The organism is Roseibium polysiphoniae, assembly GCF_014842925.1.
GTDB classification, from domain to species: domain Bacteria; phylum Pseudomonadota; class Alphaproteobacteria; order Rhizobiales; family Stappiaceae; genus Roseibium; species Roseibium polysiphoniae.
Genome location: NZ_JACYXJ010000003.1, coordinates 345,410 through 360,711, shown reverse-complemented (window position 1 = coordinate 360,711; position 15,302 = coordinate 345,410). Strand labels below are relative to the sequence as shown.

14 protein-coding genes are annotated in these 15,302 nt (G+C 58.9%); 7 read left to right on the top strand and 7 right to left on the bottom strand.

Annotation, left to right across the window (positions count from 1 at the left end; all coding sequences use genetic code 11):
• Both IG617_RS08610 and serA read left to right on the top strand, forming a co-directional pair.
• Positions 1-1,161, top strand: coding sequence for an alanine/ornithine racemase family PLP-dependent enzyme (locus tag IG617_RS08610; RefSeq protein WP_209008361.1), 1,161 nt, complete (start codon positions 1-3; stop codon positions 1,159-1,161).
• A gap of 507 nt (positions 1,162-1,668) precedes the next feature.
• Positions 1,669-2,913: a phosphoglycerate dehydrogenase gene (gene serA, locus IG617_RS08605; protein ID WP_192108814.1), complete on the top strand. Its 1,245-nt coding sequence runs from the start codon at positions 1,669-1,671 to the stop codon at positions 2,911-2,913.
• A gap of 75 nt (positions 2,914-2,988) precedes the next feature.
• Here serA and IG617_RS08600 read toward each other — a convergent pair whose 3' ends face one another.
• Positions 2,989-3,648 carry a DUF1826 domain-containing protein gene (locus IG617_RS08600; RefSeq protein WP_192108813.1) on the bottom strand — a complete coding sequence of 220 codons (660 nt, stop codon included), beginning with the start codon at positions 3,646-3,648 and terminating at the stop codon, positions 2,989-2,991.
• On the bottom strand, positions 3,645-4,859 hold the full coding sequence (locus tag IG617_RS08595; RefSeq protein WP_192108812.1) for a GTP-binding protein: 1,215 nt from the start codon (positions 4,857-4,859) through the stop codon (positions 3,645-3,647). The genes IG617_RS08600 and IG617_RS08595 overlap by 4 nt, the downstream gene beginning before the upstream one ends.
• Before the next feature lie 287 nt (positions 4,860-5,146).
• Here IG617_RS08595 and IG617_RS08590 point away from each other — a divergent pair, with 287 nt between their 5' ends.
• Positions 5,147-5,893, top strand: a complete 747-nt coding sequence (locus IG617_RS08590; RefSeq protein ID WP_192108811.1) for a pyridoxine 5'-phosphate synthase — start codon at positions 5,147-5,149, stop codon at positions 5,891-5,893.
• Between the two features lie 2 nt (positions 5,894-5,895).
• Positions 5,896-6,519 carry a LysE family translocator gene (locus tag IG617_RS08585; RefSeq protein WP_192108810.1) on the top strand — a complete coding sequence of 208 codons (624 nt, stop codon included), beginning with the start codon at positions 5,896-5,898 and terminating at the stop codon, positions 6,517-6,519.
• Positions 6,520-6,531: 12 nt separating this feature from the next.
• Here IG617_RS08585 and IG617_RS08580 read toward each other — a convergent pair whose 3' ends face one another.
• The 4 genes from IG617_RS08580 to IG617_RS08565 all read right to left on the bottom strand — a co-directional run bounded on the left by IG617_RS08580 (position 6,532) and on the right by IG617_RS08565 (position 10,777).
• Entirely contained in the window at positions 6,532-6,882 is a 351-nt protein-coding gene (locus IG617_RS08580) for a ribbon-helix-helix domain-containing protein (protein ID WP_192108809.1), read from the bottom strand.
• A gap of 182 nt (positions 6,883-7,064) precedes the next feature.
• Entirely contained in the window at positions 7,065-7,658 is a 594-nt protein-coding gene (locus tag IG617_RS08575; RefSeq protein WP_192108808.1) for a DJ-1/PfpI family protein, read from the bottom strand.
• A 121-nt stretch (positions 7,659-7,779) separates the two neighbouring features.
• Positions 7,780-9,774 (bottom strand): putative bifunctional diguanylate cyclase/phosphodiesterase, encoded by a 1,995-nt coding sequence (locus tag IG617_RS08570; protein WP_192108807.1) that lies wholly within the window; start codon positions 9,772-9,774, stop codon positions 7,780-7,782.
• 202 nt (positions 9,775-9,976) lie between these two features.
• Positions 9,977-10,777 carry a siderophore-interacting protein gene (locus IG617_RS08565; RefSeq protein WP_192108806.1) on the bottom strand — a complete coding sequence of 267 codons (801 nt, stop codon included), beginning with the start codon at positions 10,775-10,777 and terminating at the stop codon, positions 9,977-9,979.
• A gap of 239 nt (positions 10,778-11,016) precedes the next feature.
• On the opposite strand from IG617_RS08565, the gene IG617_RS08560 reads away from it, so the two are divergent.
• The 3 genes from IG617_RS08560 (at position 11,017) to IG617_RS08550 (ending at position 14,446) form a co-directional block, all read left to right on the top strand.
• Positions 11,017-11,658 (top strand): TetR/AcrR family transcriptional regulator, encoded by a 642-nt coding sequence (locus tag IG617_RS08560; protein WP_192108805.1) that lies wholly within the window; start codon positions 11,017-11,019, stop codon positions 11,656-11,658.
• Positions 11,659-11,746: 88 nt separating this feature from the next.
• Positions 11,747-12,766, top strand: a complete 1,020-nt coding sequence (ilvC, locus tag IG617_RS08555) for a ketol-acid reductoisomerase (protein ID WP_192108804.1) — start codon at positions 11,747-11,749, stop codon at positions 12,764-12,766.
• A gap of 456 nt (positions 12,767-13,222) precedes the next feature.
• Positions 13,223-14,446 carry a GGDEF domain-containing protein gene (locus tag IG617_RS08550; RefSeq protein ID WP_192108803.1) on the top strand — a complete coding sequence of 408 codons (1,224 nt, stop codon included), beginning with the start codon at positions 13,223-13,225 and terminating at the stop codon, positions 14,444-14,446.
• Here the strand turns inward: IG617_RS08550 and IG617_RS08545 are convergent.
• Complete coding sequence (locus IG617_RS08545; protein WP_192108802.1) at positions 14,418-15,302, bottom strand: D-alanyl-D-alanine carboxypeptidase family protein; 885 nt, start codon at positions 15,300-15,302, stop codon at positions 14,418-14,420. The two genes, IG617_RS08550 and IG617_RS08545, sit on opposite strands and share 29 nt — an antisense overlap.

Here is a 15,302-nt window from a genome sequence, read left to right as displayed (position 1 = left end):
GTGGATCTTGACAAGATCCACTTCAATGCCTCGACCCTAGTGTCGCGATTGCGACCTCAGGGCATCTCGGTCACCGGCGTTACCAAAGCCTGTATGGGAGATCCCCGGTTCGCCAAGACGCTGCTCCGAGCAGGCGTCAAAACGCTGGGCGATTCCCGGATTGAGAATATCGAGACAATGCGCGCCGACGGCATAACGGCGCCCATGACGCTCATGCGCTCGCCAATGCCAAGTCAGGTCGACCGTGTCGTCAGGCACGCAGACATAAGCTTCAACACCGAACTCGATGTCGTCACCGCGCTATCGAATGCCGCAGGTCAAGCAGGACGGCGGCATGGTGTCGTCCTTATGATAGAGCTGGGGGACCTTCGCGAGGGTATCATGCCGGAAAACCTCGAAGAGGTTGCGCGCAAGGCCCTGTGTCTTCCGAACATCGACATTAGAGGCATCGGCACCAATCTAGCCTGCCTCAGCGGCGTGTCCCCGGACAGCAGGAATATGGGCGAGCTATCTCGCCTGGCAGACGTGCTTGAGAACGCTTGCGGTCTGGTCACCAGCATCGTGTCGGGCGGCAACTCCAGCAATCTCCAGTGGGCATTATCGGGGGCGGACACTGTTCGCATCAATGACTTGAGGCTGGGCGAGGCAATTTTGCTTGGGTTGGATCCTCTTGAAAGGTTACCAATTGCAGGCTTGCACACCGATGCTGTCTCACTGGTCGCGGAAGTCATTGAGTCCAAGGTAAAGCCGTCACAACCTTGGGGGAAAATCGAACAGACAGCCTTTGGGTACGCCCTGGAAAACGTGGATCTCGGCACAATTGGCCAATCAATTCTGGCCATCGGCCGCCAGGACATCGATCCCGAAGGTCTTACTCCGCCGAAAGGCATTAGACTTCTGGGGGCGAGCAGCGATCACTTGATGTTGGACACAAGCGCACACCCAGTAAAGGTAGGTTCCGAGATTGCGTTTCAACCCAATTACAGCGCATTGCTGCGTGCGATGACCTCGCCTTTTGTTACCAAGGAATTCATGGAAGCAGACAAGGAGAAGTCATCTCCAACTGATTTTTTCTTACACTCACATGCGGGTAAGAATCTCAGGCAATGGCAATATGGCCTGAATTGTCTCGGAGTTGTAGAAACCTCCTTCGCTAAATAGGAGGGACAGCATTACTCCGCGAAACCTACGGTATGAATAGCCCCTAGAATTGTAGACGCATTCTTTCCTAATTTTGAGGAAGGAGGCTGTGATGAGCAAAGTCAGAGTCAGCGGCGATTTCAAACGCGATACTTTGTGTCATTTGCAGACGCATCGAGAATATCAGCGCCCAGCCCGAAGCGGTTATTTTCTGCACCACATTTAATGGCCGAGATGCGGAATTCAGCCGTTCGCTGCGGTACAAACGAATGACTGGAATGGGCCGAAAGCGACTTTCGATCTTACACGTTCGAACGCCCGCTTGAGTGAGAGCGCTTCCAAAACACTCCCCCCTTCCCTTTTCTCACCTCTCTCAATCACCAAAACGGTCATCTGGTCTGGACGTCTTGCCGCAATTGCCACCTGCCGCTGGACGCGACACGGATCAGCGCGTATACGACACGCGCGTCAAAGACGCTCCCACGTCGTCTTTGCTCTCCGTTTAGACATGACAAAAGGCACAGGGCCATGATCCACGGTCTCTCCCGACCGAAGAACCAGATTCGCTGGCTGCTGCTGGAGGGCATTTCGCCCACCGCCACCGCGATCCTGGAAAAAAACGGCTACACCAATTTCGAGGTTCTGAGCACCGCGCTCGACCGGGACGCCCTGATCGAGAAGATCAAGGGCGTTCATATTCTCGGCATTCGCTCGCGCACCCAGGTGACCGAGGAGATCCTGCAGGCGGCCAACACCCTGGTCGCCGTCGGCTGTTTTTCCGTCGGCACCAACCAGGTGGACCTGGAAGCGACCGTCAGGCGCGGCATTCCGGTCTTCAACGCACCGTTTTCCAACACACGCTCTGTCGCAGAACTGACGATTGCCGAAATCGTCATGCTGATGCGCGGCATCTTCCCCAAGTCCAGCGCCGCCCATGAGGGCAAATGGATGAAGACCGCCACCGGCTCCCACGAGGTGCGCGGCAAGACCCTGGGCATCGTCGGCTACGGCAACATCGGCACCCAGCTCGCCAACCTGGGCGAAGCCATGGGCATGCGGGTCATCTTCTCCGACATGACCGACAAGCTGCAGCACGGCAACGTCACACCGACCGAGAGCCTGGACGAACTGCTGGCGCAATCGGACGTGGTGTCCCTGCACGTGCCGGACACGGCCGAGACCCGCAACATGATCACGGCCACCGAAATCGCCAAGATGAAGAAGGGCGCCTTCCTCATCAACAACGCCCGCGGCAAGGTCGTCGACATCGACGCATTGGCGGCAGCTTTGAAAGCCAAGCACCTGGCGGGCGCTGCCATCGACGTTTTCCCGGTCGAGCCCAAGTCCAACAACGACGAGTTCGTCAGCCCGCTGCGCGGCCTCGACAACGTCATCCTGACCCCTCACGTGGGCGGCTCCACCGAAGAGGCCCAGGCCCGCATCGGTGAGGAAGTCTCCAAGCGTCTGGTGGAATATTCCGATGTCGGCTCGACCGTTGGCGCCGTCAACTTCGCCGAAGTTCAGCTGCCCAAGGGCACGGACGCGACCCGCTTCATCCAGGTGCACCACAACGCCCCGGGCGCCATGCGCACCCTGACCGATCTCTTCACCCGGCACGACTTCAACATCTGCTCCCAGTACCTGCAATCCTTCAAGGATATCGGCTACGTGGTGACAGACGTTGACAGCCATGTGGAAGATCCTGAAGCGATCCTCGAAGAAATCCGCGCCCTGCCCAACACCATCCGGGCCCGGCTGCTGAACCGCGTTTGATCCGGCATTCATCGAGACCAAAGTCAAAAGCCCCGGCAGATGCCGGGGCTTTTTTTCATTCCATAGGCTCTCTTCTTATTCCGCAGGCTCGACGACCAGAAGCAGGCGCGCGGCATCGCCCGCGTCCTGATGCGGTGACCGGTGCAAGAGCCCGCAGGTCTCCTCATCGGACCAGAGCGCGCCCCTGAACAGCCCCACCTCGCCCGTCGCCATCCGCTTGTGACGGGCGGGATCGGCGGCATCAGCTTCAGCGACATACTCCGTGCCCGCGCCGCGATAACTGCACAGCAGCCGCGCCCGCACCTGATCGACGTGGAACTTGGGGCACATCGTCCCGCTGGTGACGTCCAGGCGGATCCGCACATAACGAACATTCAGGGTCTTTCCGACGGCAAGCGCAAGGTTTCCTGCATCCTCGATCAAGAATTCCCTCTCCGGCGACGGTTCGAGCCCGACCATTTCACAGGCATGAAGCAGGGCAGCCTTGGCCAGATGCGCCGGAACAACCGTCCGAAGCGTGGGCAGCTCGTCCTGGGCCAGAGTGTCGATCCAGCTTTGAAAACCCGGATCGACGGGTCGTTGCCAGATGGCTGCCGCAACACCGGGTTCCGCAATCTGATGCAGGACCTCCTGTTGACGGCTGTGGAGCACATCGCACGCAACAAATGGCTTCCATGACGCTGCAGCTGCGCGCTCCTGAGGAACGTCAAGAGCCAGTTCGCGCGCGCCGCTCATGCCGCCGCCTCGGACCGCTGGTAGGCGGGGAACGGATCGGCAAGACCTGCAAAGGCCCTGAGGTCATTGCCCGCCTCTTCTCCAAGGACACAAGCGTCCAGCCATTGCGTCAACTGCGGCCAGTCGATCCCTGCGCCAATGAAGACGATCTCCTGACGCCGATCGCCGAAGGGCTCGACCCAGAGCGACCTGGCGTAGCTCCGGGCCCTCTCGTCGTCCGGCCAACGCTCCTGCGGGATCGACGCCCACCAGCTCCCAAGCGGACTGACGCTCGACAGGGCGCCGGCAAGGGAAAACTCGAGCACCCAGTTCGGCCGCGAGCCGATCCAGAAATGCCCCTTGGCGCGAATGACACCGGGCAGCGGCGCATTCAAAAGCGCATGGATCTTCGCAGGATCAAAAGGACGGCGGGCGCGGTAGACGAAAGACTGGACACCATATTCCTCCGTTTCCGGAACATGATCCGCAAAGCCGTAAAGCTCCTTGGCCCACTGGGGATGTTCATGTGCCTTTTCGAAATCAAAGAGCCCGGTGTTCAAAATGTCGGATGGCGCGACCTCGCTGTAATCCGTCTCGATGATCCGGGCGTCCGCATTGAGGCTCCGGATGATCTTGCGCGCAGCATCGACCTGCTCGGACCTGGCAGCGCTGACCTTGTTCAGCACCACGACATCGGAAAACTCGATCTGATCGGTCAGGAGATGAACGAGCGTGCGCTCATCCTCTTCTCCCAGGGTCTCACCGCGGTCACTGAGGAAGTCATGGCTGGAGAAATCATTGAGAAGGTTCACCGCATCAACAACCGTAACCATCGTGTCGAGGCGCGCCACGTCCGACAGGCTCTGGCCCTCCTCGTCGCGAAACTCGAATGTGGTCGCCACCGGCAAAGGTTCGGAGATCCCGGTCGATTCAATCAGCAGGTAATCAAACTTGCCCTCGCTGGACAGGCGCCGCACTTCGTTCAACAGGTCATCGCGCAGGGTGCAGCAAATGCAACCGTTCGACATTTCAACGAGGGTCTCATCTGGATGGCTGAGCTCCGCGCCGCCGGCACGTACGAGGTCCGCGTCGATGTTGACCTCGGACATGTCGTTGACGATCACCGCAACGCGCAGGCCGTCCCTGTTGTTCAGCACCCGGTTCAAGAGGGTCGTTTTACCGGCACCGAGAAAGCCGGAAAGGACGGTGACGGGCAGGCGGTCGTCAGTCATTGGAAACCTCATTTTGTAATGTTATTACATTACTGATAACTCGTTTCCCGTTTCCTTCGCAAGCCTGATTTCCCGCAGTCCACCGATTGGCGCTGACAGGTATCGCTGGCAAAAGGCTCTCGGTCTGCCTCTCCTTCTTTGTCCCTAGGGACAATTTCCCGTTTGACTCCAAGGGGTTTTGCGCCAATTTTGGAACAAAGGCACAGGTTTCTCCAACCTGCCCTCAAGCGCTTCATCCTGTTTGGGAGGCGCCTGACTTCAAGCTTTAACAGCCCTGAGTTGAAACGATGACACCTTCGCGCCTATCGGTAAATGTCAACGCTATCGCCATGCTCCGCAATCGCCGGGACCTGCCCTGGCCGAGCGTGACAGGCCTCGCCGCCATCGCCATGGAAGCCGGCGCGAAGGGCATCACGGTCCACCCCCGTCCGGACGAGCGCCACATTCGCAAGACGGATGTGTTCGAGCTCTCGGAGATGATCGAGGACCGCTTCCCCAACAAGGAACTTTGCCTCGAGGGTTATCCCTCGGACGATTTCCTGAAACTGGTGAAGGAAGCCCGGCCGGACCAGGTGTTGTTCGTGCCTGACGATCCCGATCAGACAACCTCGGACCACGGCTGGCAGTTCGACCGTGACACCTCCCGGTTGGCAGATGCCATTGCTTCGGCCAAGGACTGGGCAGTCACCGTGTCGTTGTTTTGTGACCCGGATCCGTCCGCCCCGAAACACGCTGCAAGCCTCGGGGCCGAGCGGATCGAGATTTACACCGGACCATATGGTGCCTGCTACGACGACCCGGCAAAGGCGGAGATCGAACTCACCAAGGTGGTCGAGACCGCGCAGGCTGCCCACGGCCTGGACCTGGGCGTCAATGCCGGGCACGATCTGACGGTCGAGAACATCCCTGCCCTCATTGCTCGCGCACCCTTCATCCGCGAAATGTCCATCGGCCACGGCTTCACGGCCGACGCCCTGATCTACGGATTTGCCGAAAGCGTCAGGCGTTTCAGAACGGCCATGGGTGAGATCTGAGCATGTCGATTGAAAGCTGGCTCCTGTTCATTGCCGTCTCCCTCGTGCCGGCCATCAGCCCCGGCCCGGGCGTGATGCTGGCCATTCACAACACCCTGCGCTTCGGCCGCAATGCGACGCTGGCCTCCGCTTCCGGCAATGCGCTCGGCCTCGTTTGTATTGGCTTTGCGGTCGCATTTGGGTTCGGCGCCCTGATGGCGACCTCCGCCGTGGCCTTCACGGTGCTCAAGCTGATCGGCGCCGCCTACCTGATCTACATCGGCGTGAAAGTCTGGCGCGACAAAAGCTCATTCAACACCCTGGAAAATGATCTGGAAGGCCGAAAGAGCTATCGCATGCTCTTCGGCCAGGCGTTTCTGGTTTCGATCACCAACCCGAAGGCCATTCTGGTCATCACCGCGCTCTTCCCGCAGTTCATGTCGAAGAGCGGGTTCCACCTGGATCAGACCATCATTCTGTCGGTGACGTATGCGGTGCTGTGCTGGGCCAATCACGCGGCCATCGCCTATGCAGGCGAAAACGTCCGGCGCTTTCTCACCTCCGAGAAGCGGCTGTCCATGACCCGCCGCATCACCGGAGGGCTCTTTGTCGGCTTCGGTGCGGCCCTGGCGACCGCAAGCCGCTAGAGCGTCTTTCCCTCAGTGCACCCGGCCCCGTTCGGCGTCCAGAATATCATCCGCGTCGAGACCGGCGATCGGCAACCGTTTGTCGGTCGGCACATCGCCGGTGAGCTGCAGGGCCAGATAGCGGCCGCAGCATACGCGCAGGAACGACGTGAAGTTGCCCAGATCATGCCCGGCATCAATGCTCTCGTGATGGAGCTTCGTGATCAGCTGGATCACGGTCATGCCATCGCGTGTGGCGATTTCCTCAAGGGTCGTCCAGAAGAAGGTTTCCAGTCGAACGCTGGTCACCATGCCGTCGATCCTCAGCGAACGGGTGCTGCTCGCCCATAGATCGGCATCTGCCTGGATGAAGAGTTTGCACATGGCGAAGTCTCACGGCCTGTTCAGGTAAAGAGGAAACAGCCTACCGCGATGACATACGGACCGAAAGCCCTGCTTCTTGCGCAAAATCGGGACTGCGTTCAAAGCAGGGCTAGACGTGTCCGGATCGGGGGAACCGGACACGTGGTCTTGGGAAAGTCGCAGTCAGACTGGTCAGAGCCGGCTCAGGCAGCCAGCGTCCCGGCAGCTTCTCCGGCCATGACGGCCATAAACTGCGACAACCATGCCGGATGGGCCGGCCAGGCCGGAGCCGTGACAAGGTTTCCATCCGTCACGGCGCCATCGATGGCGATCTCCGCATAGGTGCCACCGGCCAGTTCCACTTCAGGACGGCAGGCCGGATAGGCAGAAACGGTCCGCCCTTCGATCACGCGGGCAGCAGCCAGAAGCTGGGCGCCGTGGCAGATCGCGGCAACCGGCTTGCCGGTCTCGAAGAAATGTTCAACCGCAGCAATCACGTCCTTGTCGAGACGCAGGTATTCCGGCGCACGGCCACCCGGGATCACCAGCGCATCGTAATCGGCAACATTGATGTCGGCGAAAGTGGCGTTCAGCGCGAAATTATGGCCACGCTTTTCCGTATAGGTCTGATCACCCTCGAAGTCATGGATCGAGGTGGCGACGGTTTCGCCAGCTTTCTTGCCAGGGCACACCGCATCGACACTGTGGCCAACGGCCAGCAGCGTCTGGAACGGAACCATGGTTTCATAGTCCTCAGTGAAATCACCGGTGATCATCAGAATTTTCTTGGAGCTCATGTTATCCTCCCAGAGCAACAGTCAACTCCGGGAAGCTATCAAAAGCCGTCAGCCAGCGGGTATTAGGTCCTTACTACATTCCTGCCGCGAGGCAGAAGATCCACATGCTGACCGGCGCAATTCAACTGCCGTATTTGAGGCGCCTTGCGCTCTCCAGGCTTTTGTCCTGCATTTGGCCTTCCAGCAACGGCAGCACCGTGTTGTCCATGAGGTAAGGCGCCAACTCGGACTCCGGCATGGGCTTGCCATAGTAGAAGCCCTGAAAATGATCGCACGACAGGGACCGAAGGTAGGTGGCCTGCTCCTTTGTCTCGATCCCCTCCGCAGTCACCTGCATGTTCAGCTTGTGGCCGAGCATGATGATGGTGTCGAGAATATGCTGGGTGCGCTCGTCGCTTTCGCCCAGAGACATGACGAAGGACCGGTCGATCTTCAGCTTGTTGAAATTGTACTTCCAGAGATAGCCCAGGCTCGAGTAGCCCGTACCAAAGTCATCCATGGACAGTTGAACGCCCAGATCACGCAGCGCATCAAGCTGACCTGAGACATTGCCGGCCTGTTCGATCAAAAGGCTTTCGGTCACCTCAAGCTCCAGCCGGGTCGGAGCCAGCCCCGTCTGCTTCAGGAGGTGAGTGATCTGCGCAACAAGCTTGCCATCTTCAAACTGCCGGGTAGACAGGTTCACGGACACAAAGAGGTGTTCCGGCCAGTTGGACGCAGCTCTCATGGATTGCTCGAGCACCCAGGCGCCGATGCGCATGATCTCGCCGTTTTCCTCGGCGATCGGAATGAACTCCGATGGAGAAATGGAAGAACCGTCTGCATCCTTGAGGCGCAGCAGTGCCTCGAAGCCTGCGACCTGATCGCTCGTCGGGTCAATCAGAGGCTGGAAATGAACTTCAAACCGGTCTGTCGCCAGTCCAAGGACGACACTTTCTTCAACGTGCCTGCGGCGGGCCACCTTGTCTTCCAGATCCGGCGTAAAGGTGACACAGGTGTTCCGGCCCATCAGCTTGGCCTGGTAGAGCGCGACGTCTGCCTTGTTCATGCGATCGTGCAGGTCCAGCTCGTGATCCGTATCCATATGAACACCCAGGCTGAGATGCCCCGTGACCGCCATCCCGTCGACCCAAACCGGCTCGCTGACCGCCTCGCGCAGGTTTTCGATCATCTGCTCGAGCTGCTCAGGCGAGCGATTGGCGGCAAGAATGACAAACTCGTCTCCGCCAAAACGGGCAGCCAGGTCGCCCCGTGACAGCTGGCCGGAAATCGCGTTGCCGGCGTGACGCAGGAAGGCATCGCCGACCTTGTGGCCGAAGGTGTCGTTGATGGTCTTGAACTTGTCCACGTCGACGAACATCACCGCGGTCTTGCGAAGGTCCAGACGTCCCGACTTCCGGTAGTCCTCGACCTTTTGAAAGAAGGTGGCCCGGTTGTGCAAGCCAGTGATCTGGTCGACCGATGAAAGGATGCGCACCTTCTCGCCGGTCTTCACTTGTTGCCGCATTTTGGCAATATAGGCAATGAAAGGCACACCGAACGTCAGCAGCACCAGGGCGCCAAGGGTGGTCGCCAGCTGCAGGAAATTGCGCCGGAACAGCGATGCGACCATGGTCTGGTCAACATAGACCTCGACGACCCCAAGGACGGAACCGCCAGCGGCTTCCACGGGCACATAGGCCTCGACATAGAGGTCCGGCCGATTGGCCTTGGCGCGCCCATCGTTCAGATCGATGACGGCCGAGCCCTTATCGATGACCATCTGAGCGTGACCATTGTGATCCGCCATTGCCCCGGGCTCGAGCGGTGCCCCCAGCTCATCGGAAATCAGCACAAGGTTGGCATTGCCGTCAAACAGCTTGAAGCGGAAGACATCGCCAACTTGAACAGCCGTGTCGATGGCATCTCTCTGCTCTTGTGTCGGAGTGCCACCTTCGATCAACCCCTCGAGGTCCGGCATCGTCGTGGCAAGATGCATTGCCCAGTTGCGCGCCTTGCGTTCTGCGTTCTGCTCGATGACCGTATCGACCGTGTCATTCAAGCCTGACTGGGCGAGCCGAAACATCGACCCGCCAAACAGGATGAGCAAAGCAAAGACCAGGGCGCCTCTGAGCATCTTTTAACCTCTAAATAGACTTGAGAGGCAGTATTCGGAAAAATGCTCTAATTTTTTGATAAACTCTCAGATCAAATGCAAAGGCAGTTCCTTCCCCCGCAAAGCAGAAGATCAAACTCTCCTAAACTCTGCGAAGAAAAGCTTATACCTCTGCATCCAGAACCATCAGTAATATTTACAATGACCCATCTGATAGGCCGCCCTACCCGGCAGCGCCGGCGCGCTTTGCTTCCTGATGTTCGTCCTCAACCAGACCGACCTTCCAGTAACCCGAAATATAGGCATCCTTCCGGTCTACGCCGCGATCAACCTGCACCAGTTGACGCAGTTGACGAATAAGGCCGCTTTCACCGGCAATGCAGGTCTGAATGCGCCCCCCCGGCCAGTCCAGATCCTGAACGAAGTCGAGCTGAGCCGTGGAGGATGCGTGCGGATCGTCCTGCACCAGCCAGTGAACATCGATCCCTTCGGGCAGATCGATGTCCTGACGATCGTCCAGGGAATGCACTTCAAACACGGCCACGCCTTTTGCCGAGCGCGGCATTGCCTCCAGGGTGGCTGCCGCCACAGGAAGCGCGGACATGTCTGCCGCGACCAGATACCAGTCGGCATAGAAATCCGTCACTTTCACCGGACCAGGTCCCATGAAGGCAAGAAAATCGCCGGGCTTCGCAGCCTGGGCCCAAAGGGTCGCAGGGCCGCTGTCGCCATGCGCAACGAAGTCGATGTCCAGCTCAAGCCCCTCACGGCGGAACGAGCGAACCGTGTAGGTTCTGACCGGATGCACCTTCTTTTTCGGCAAAATGGCTTGGTGAAAAGCGGTGAAACTGGCCAGATCCTCGCCTTCGCGCGGAAACGCCAACTTGCAATGCGCGCCTTCCATATGATCGGGAAAGTCAGACAGATCGTCACCCGTCAGCGTCACACGGACCATATGCGGCGTGATATAAGACGCTGATTTAACGGTAAGAACGCGGGTCTTTCTGCGGTTTGGGAGCGCCATTTGGTATCCTATACATGAATATGAAAATCATATTTAGTTTCTCTCTCCCCATTTTTCAAAGCCGGTTTGAAAAGAAACTGCCGGTGACGCCCAAAATCCCGCTTGACGGCAAACACCGAAGGGAACTATGAATACGAACCGTACCGTACGGTACAAAGACAAAACAAACGGCAGACGCGGACCCGTCCGGACAGCCTGCCACCATTGGAAACGCGCCGAAGAACCCCGAGACAGAAGTCATGCCCCTCGCCCCTGCAATAGACACGGAATTCGAAGATATCTTCTTCACCCCGCGCCAGGAAGCGGTGCTGGAGTGCGCCCTCGGATTGTTGGTGGAGGGCGGCGAAAAAGCCCTGACGACAGCCGGTCTGGCACGCACCGCCAACTGCTCCAAGGAAAGCCTCTACAAGTGGTTCGGTGACCGCGACGGACTTCTGGCTGCGGTCGTGGCCTATCAGGCAAGCAAGGTGCACTTCCCGCCCGAGAGCGGTGCGACCGCGGACGCGGAAACCTTCCGCACCCATCTGATCGCCTTTGCGACAGAGCTTCTTGCGGTTCTCTTCGGCGAAACTTCCGTGGCGCTCAATCGCCTGTCCATCGGCCAGTCCAACCGCGACGACAACCGGCTTGGCCGGCTGCTGCTGGTGCGCGGCAAGCATATGATCAGCGCCAAGGCACGCGCCCTGCTGGAGGCCGGCCGGCACCGCAACTATCTCAAGTTTGACGACGCGGAGGAGGCCTATCAGGTTCTCTACGGCCTGGCCGTGCGCGACGTCCATATCCGCCTGCTGCTGGGCGAAACCGCCAGCGCAGCAGAACGCGACCTGGAAGGACAGGCCAGGGACGCGGTTCAACGGTTCTATTCGCTGTTCGGCGCCTGACGCCGGCTAGCCAAAACAAGTTCAGCACATTTCCGGGCACCGGCCTTACAAAAGCAGGCCCCGGGCACAACGGGAGAAAGGAATACCCATGCGTGTTTATTACGATCGCGATGCCGATCTGAACCTGATCAAGTCCAAGAAAGTCCTCGTCATCGGTTATGGTTCACAGGGCCGTGCCCATGCCATGAACCTCAAGGACAGCGGCCAGAAGGACATCGCCATCGCCCTGCGCGAAGGCTCCACCACTGCTCTGAAGGCTGAGGCCGATGGCTTCAAGGTCATGACCGTGGCTGAAGGCGCTGCGTGGGCCGACCTGATGATGATGGCAACCCCTGACGAACTGCAGGCCGACATCTACAAGGACCACATCGAAGCCAACATTCGCGACGGCGCGGCAATCGCCTTTGCCCATGGCCTCAATGTTCATTTCGGCCTGATCGAGCCGAAAGACACCATCGACGTTCTCATGGTTGCACCGAAGGGCCCGGGCCACACCGTACGCGGTGAATTCGAGAAAGGTGGCGGCGTGCCGTGCCTGATCGCTGTTCATCAGGACGCATCCGGCAACGCCCATGATCTTGGCCTGTCCTACGCTTGTGGCGTTGGCGGCGGCCGTTCGGGCATCATCGAAACCACCTTCAAGGAAGAGTGCGAAACCGACCTCTTCGGCGAACAGGCTGTTCTGTGTGGCGGTCTCGTCGAGCTGATCCGCGCTGGTTTCGAAACCCTGGTCGAAGCCGGCTACGCGCCGGAAATGGCCTACTTCGAGTGCCTGCACGAAGTGAAGCTGATCGTCGACCTGATCTACGAAGGCGGCATCGCCAACATGAACTACTCCATCTCCAACACCGCTGAGTGGGGCGAGTATGTCACTGGTCCGCGCATCGTGACGTCCGAGACCAAGGCCGAGATGAAGCGCGTTCTCACCGACATCCAGAACGGCAAGTTCACGTCCGATTGGATGCAGGAGTACCGCGCTGGCGCTGCCAAGTTCAAGGCAACCCGCCGCCTGAACGACGCGCACCAGATTGAGGAAGTCGGCGAAAAGCTCCGCGGCATGATGCCCTGGATCAAGTCCGGCGCACTGGTTGATAAAACCAAAAACTAAGACCCGGGCACCGGACTTGGCCAAGACATCAGAACCTTGCGCCTGCCGAAGGCAGGTCGCGGGGGATCAAGTCCGGCGCACTGGTCGACAAGACAAAGAACTAAGCGGTCATCAGATCGCAGAAACCTTAAGGGCCGGAAACAATTCCGGCCCTTTTTGCGTTCAAGGCAGGCTGGGCTGAGACAGCCCGCTCAGGACCCTCTTCAAAGCCGCCTAACCCTCGCAAAAAACGAACTCCACAAAAAAAGAAAGCGCCTGTGCATTGTTATAATTTCCAACACTGCTCTGATTCAAAATAGCTTTTGCAACTGCCCCGCAACTCCCCACGCGGTATTTTAGAAAATCACTAAAATTTTAGGGAAACGAGTAAGTAGCCGGAAAGCCGCGCTACCTAGTCTCCCGCAAATCGCATTGTTGAATTTACCAAGAAATATTACCGAGAAAGAGCGTTCCGTTATGGACAAGTTCTCACTCCTTGCCGCCAATTGTCTGATATTGACCGTATTTTCGGTTTCGTTTTTGACGGCCTTCCACGACATGAAGCGCGAGCGTTTCTGGCGCACTTGGGTCTCTGGGAATCTGTTTCTCGCAGCGGCCCTATTTTTCTACATTTTTGACACCGGCCTGCCGGAAATGCTGGCGTTCATTGTTCCAAATGGCCTGATGATCGCGGCCTTCGCGCGCTACAATCAGGGCGCAATGCAGTTTAATGACCGAAAGGTCTGCTATCTGCGTCTTCTGATTCCGATGGGGATCATGCTGGCCACCAGCCTGCCCGCGCACATCAGCCAGAATTATGCGCTGACCTATACGGTCACCAATCTGATGCTCGCCTTTTTGGCGACAGCTACCGCCGCGGAGTATTGGTCGCGCCGCACCGACGGCCTGTCATCCAGATACGGCCTCGCGTTCAGCTTCATGCTCATGGCGGCGTCCTTTGCGCTGCGCGTCGCGCAAGGCATCGGTACAGAAAGCAACCTGCTTTTCGGTCTGACGGATGAGTTTCTGCTGTCCGTGCACCTCATGATCGCCCTGGTGTTCGTGACCACCATCGGCGCATTCTCCCTGTCCCTGGCTTTCGAGCGCAAGTCCGCAGAGCAGCAGGACGCCGCCCATAGAGATCCCCTGACCGGCACCTTCAATCGCCGCGAGTTCACCTTGAGGCTGAAGGAGTTGCTGCAACGGCCCGAGCGGGGCAACTTCGCCGTGGTGCAATTCGATCTGGACCACTTCAAATCCGTCAACGACCGTTTTGGTCATGGCGCCGGCGATGAGGCCCTCCAGATCTGCACCGACATCATGCAGTGGCATCTGCGCGAGGAAGACTGTCTGGCCCGCGTCGGAGGCGAGGAATTTGCGGCCCTCATGCCGGAAATTTCACACTCCGAAGCCCTTGAGATCGCCGAACGCATCCGCGCGACGATTGCTGATACGCCCTTGCACTTTGCGCCTGAAGACGTTCGCCTGACGCTCTCCGCCGGCATCTATCACGGCAAGGGCGACGGCATGGACCACAAACAGCTTCTGAAGCTGGCCGACGATGGTCTCTATGAAAGCAAACATGCAGGACGCAACCGCGTCTCCTTGACCAGATCCGACGCGCTCACCATCGTCGAGGATGACGAGTGGAACAGCACGCCACCGGCTCTGATCAAAAGCTCTGCTCCAAAAGCTTCGTGACCTGACGGTCGCGGGCGCCCTCGCTCTTGCCACCCATGACAACCACCAATCGCTGGGCACCACCACGCCGCGCCGTCGCGACAAGGTTATAGCCCGCCATGCTGATGTAGCCGGTCTTCAGACCATCCACACCGGCGACCTTGCCCAGCAGATTGTTGGTCGCGCGATAGGAGCGGCCATTAAAACTGAAGGATGTCGCACGAAAGTAGGACCCATATTGGGGGAACCGGGTTTTCAAGGCCCGTCCAAGGCTGGCCATGTCCCGCGCGGTCGTGACTTGCGCGGGATCCGGCAAGCCGCTGGCATTGACAAAACGCGTACGCGAAAGCCCCAGCGCCCGGGCCTTCGAGGTCATTTTTGCCGCAAAGGCGCTCTCGCTTCCCGAGATATTCTCCGCAATCACGATGGCCACGTCATTGGCTGACTTCACCGCAAGCGCCCGCGCGGCCTGCTCCACCGTAATCGTCGACCCGACCTTGAGGCCCAGCTTCGCAGGTGGCAGACGCGCCGCCTTGGCAGAGACAGTCAAAGGCGTGGAGAGGGAATAGCGCCCCGAAGAGACTTCCTCGAACAGCAGATAGAGCGTCATCATCTTCGTCAGCGACGCCGGGTAGCGCGGCTCATCCGCATTGATCGAGGACAGCTCGGCCCCGCTCGCCATATCGATCACCAGCTCGGAATAACCGCGTGCCACGGCCGTTGCCGCCGGCGCATAGGGAACCGCGGCAACAGTCGGGACCGGCTGGGAAGCAACGGCACTTGGGGTGGTCGAGGTGGATGGTGCCGTCTGACAGGCTGCCAGCGAGGCAGCCACAAGCAAGGCTGCTCCGCCCCGCGCCAGGTGTGTGATGCGCAT

What these genes read in the sequence shown, in the direction of transcription:
- IG617_RS08585 (WP_192108810.1), top strand. Translation starts at nt 5,896, where the DNA reads ATGTCGATTGAAAGCTGGCTCCTGTTCATTGCCGTCTCCCTCGTGCCG.
- IG617_RS08560 (WP_192108805.1), top strand. Translation starts at nt 11,017, where the DNA reads ATGCCCCTCGCCCCTGCAATAGACACGGAATTCGAAGATATCTTCTTC.
- IG617_RS08600 (WP_192108813.1), bottom strand. Translation starts at nt 3,648, where the DNA reads ATGAGCGGCGCGCGCGAACTGGCTCTTGACGTTCCTCAGGAGCGCGCA.
- IG617_RS08595 (WP_192108812.1), bottom strand. Translation starts at nt 4,859, where the DNA reads ATGACTGACGACCGCCTGCCCGTCACCGTCCTTTCCGGCTTTCTCGGT.
- serA (WP_192108814.1), top strand. Translation starts at nt 1,669, where the DNA reads ATGATCCACGGTCTCTCCCGACCGAAGAACCAGATTCGCTGGCTGCTG.
- IG617_RS08575 (WP_192108808.1), bottom strand. Translation starts at nt 7,658, where the DNA reads ATGAGCTCCAAGAAAATTCTGATGATCACCGGTGATTTCACTGAGGAC.
- IG617_RS08550 (WP_192108803.1), top strand. Translation starts at nt 13,223, where the DNA reads ATGGACAAGTTCTCACTCCTTGCCGCCAATTGTCTGATATTGACCGTA.
- ilvC (WP_192108804.1), top strand. Translation starts at nt 11,747, where the DNA reads ATGCGTGTTTATTACGATCGCGATGCCGATCTGAACCTGATCAAGTCC.
- IG617_RS08545 (WP_192108802.1), bottom strand. Translation starts at nt 15,302, where the DNA reads ATGCGCATCACACACCTGGCGCGGGGCGGAGCAGCCTTGCTTGTGGCT.
- IG617_RS08590 (WP_192108811.1), top strand. Translation starts at nt 5,147, where the DNA reads ATGACACCTTCGCGCCTATCGGTAAATGTCAACGCTATCGCCATGCTC.
- IG617_RS08570 (WP_192108807.1), bottom strand. Translation starts at nt 9,774, where the DNA reads ATGCTCAGAGGCGCCCTGGTCTTTGCTTTGCTCATCCTGTTTGGCGGG.
- IG617_RS08580 (WP_192108809.1), bottom strand. Translation starts at nt 6,882, where the DNA reads ATGTGCAAACTCTTCATCCAGGCAGATGCCGATCTATGGGCGAGCAGC.
- IG617_RS08565 (WP_192108806.1), bottom strand. Translation starts at nt 10,777, where the DNA reads ATGGCGCTCCCAAACCGCAGAAAGACCCGCGTTCTTACCGTTAAATCA.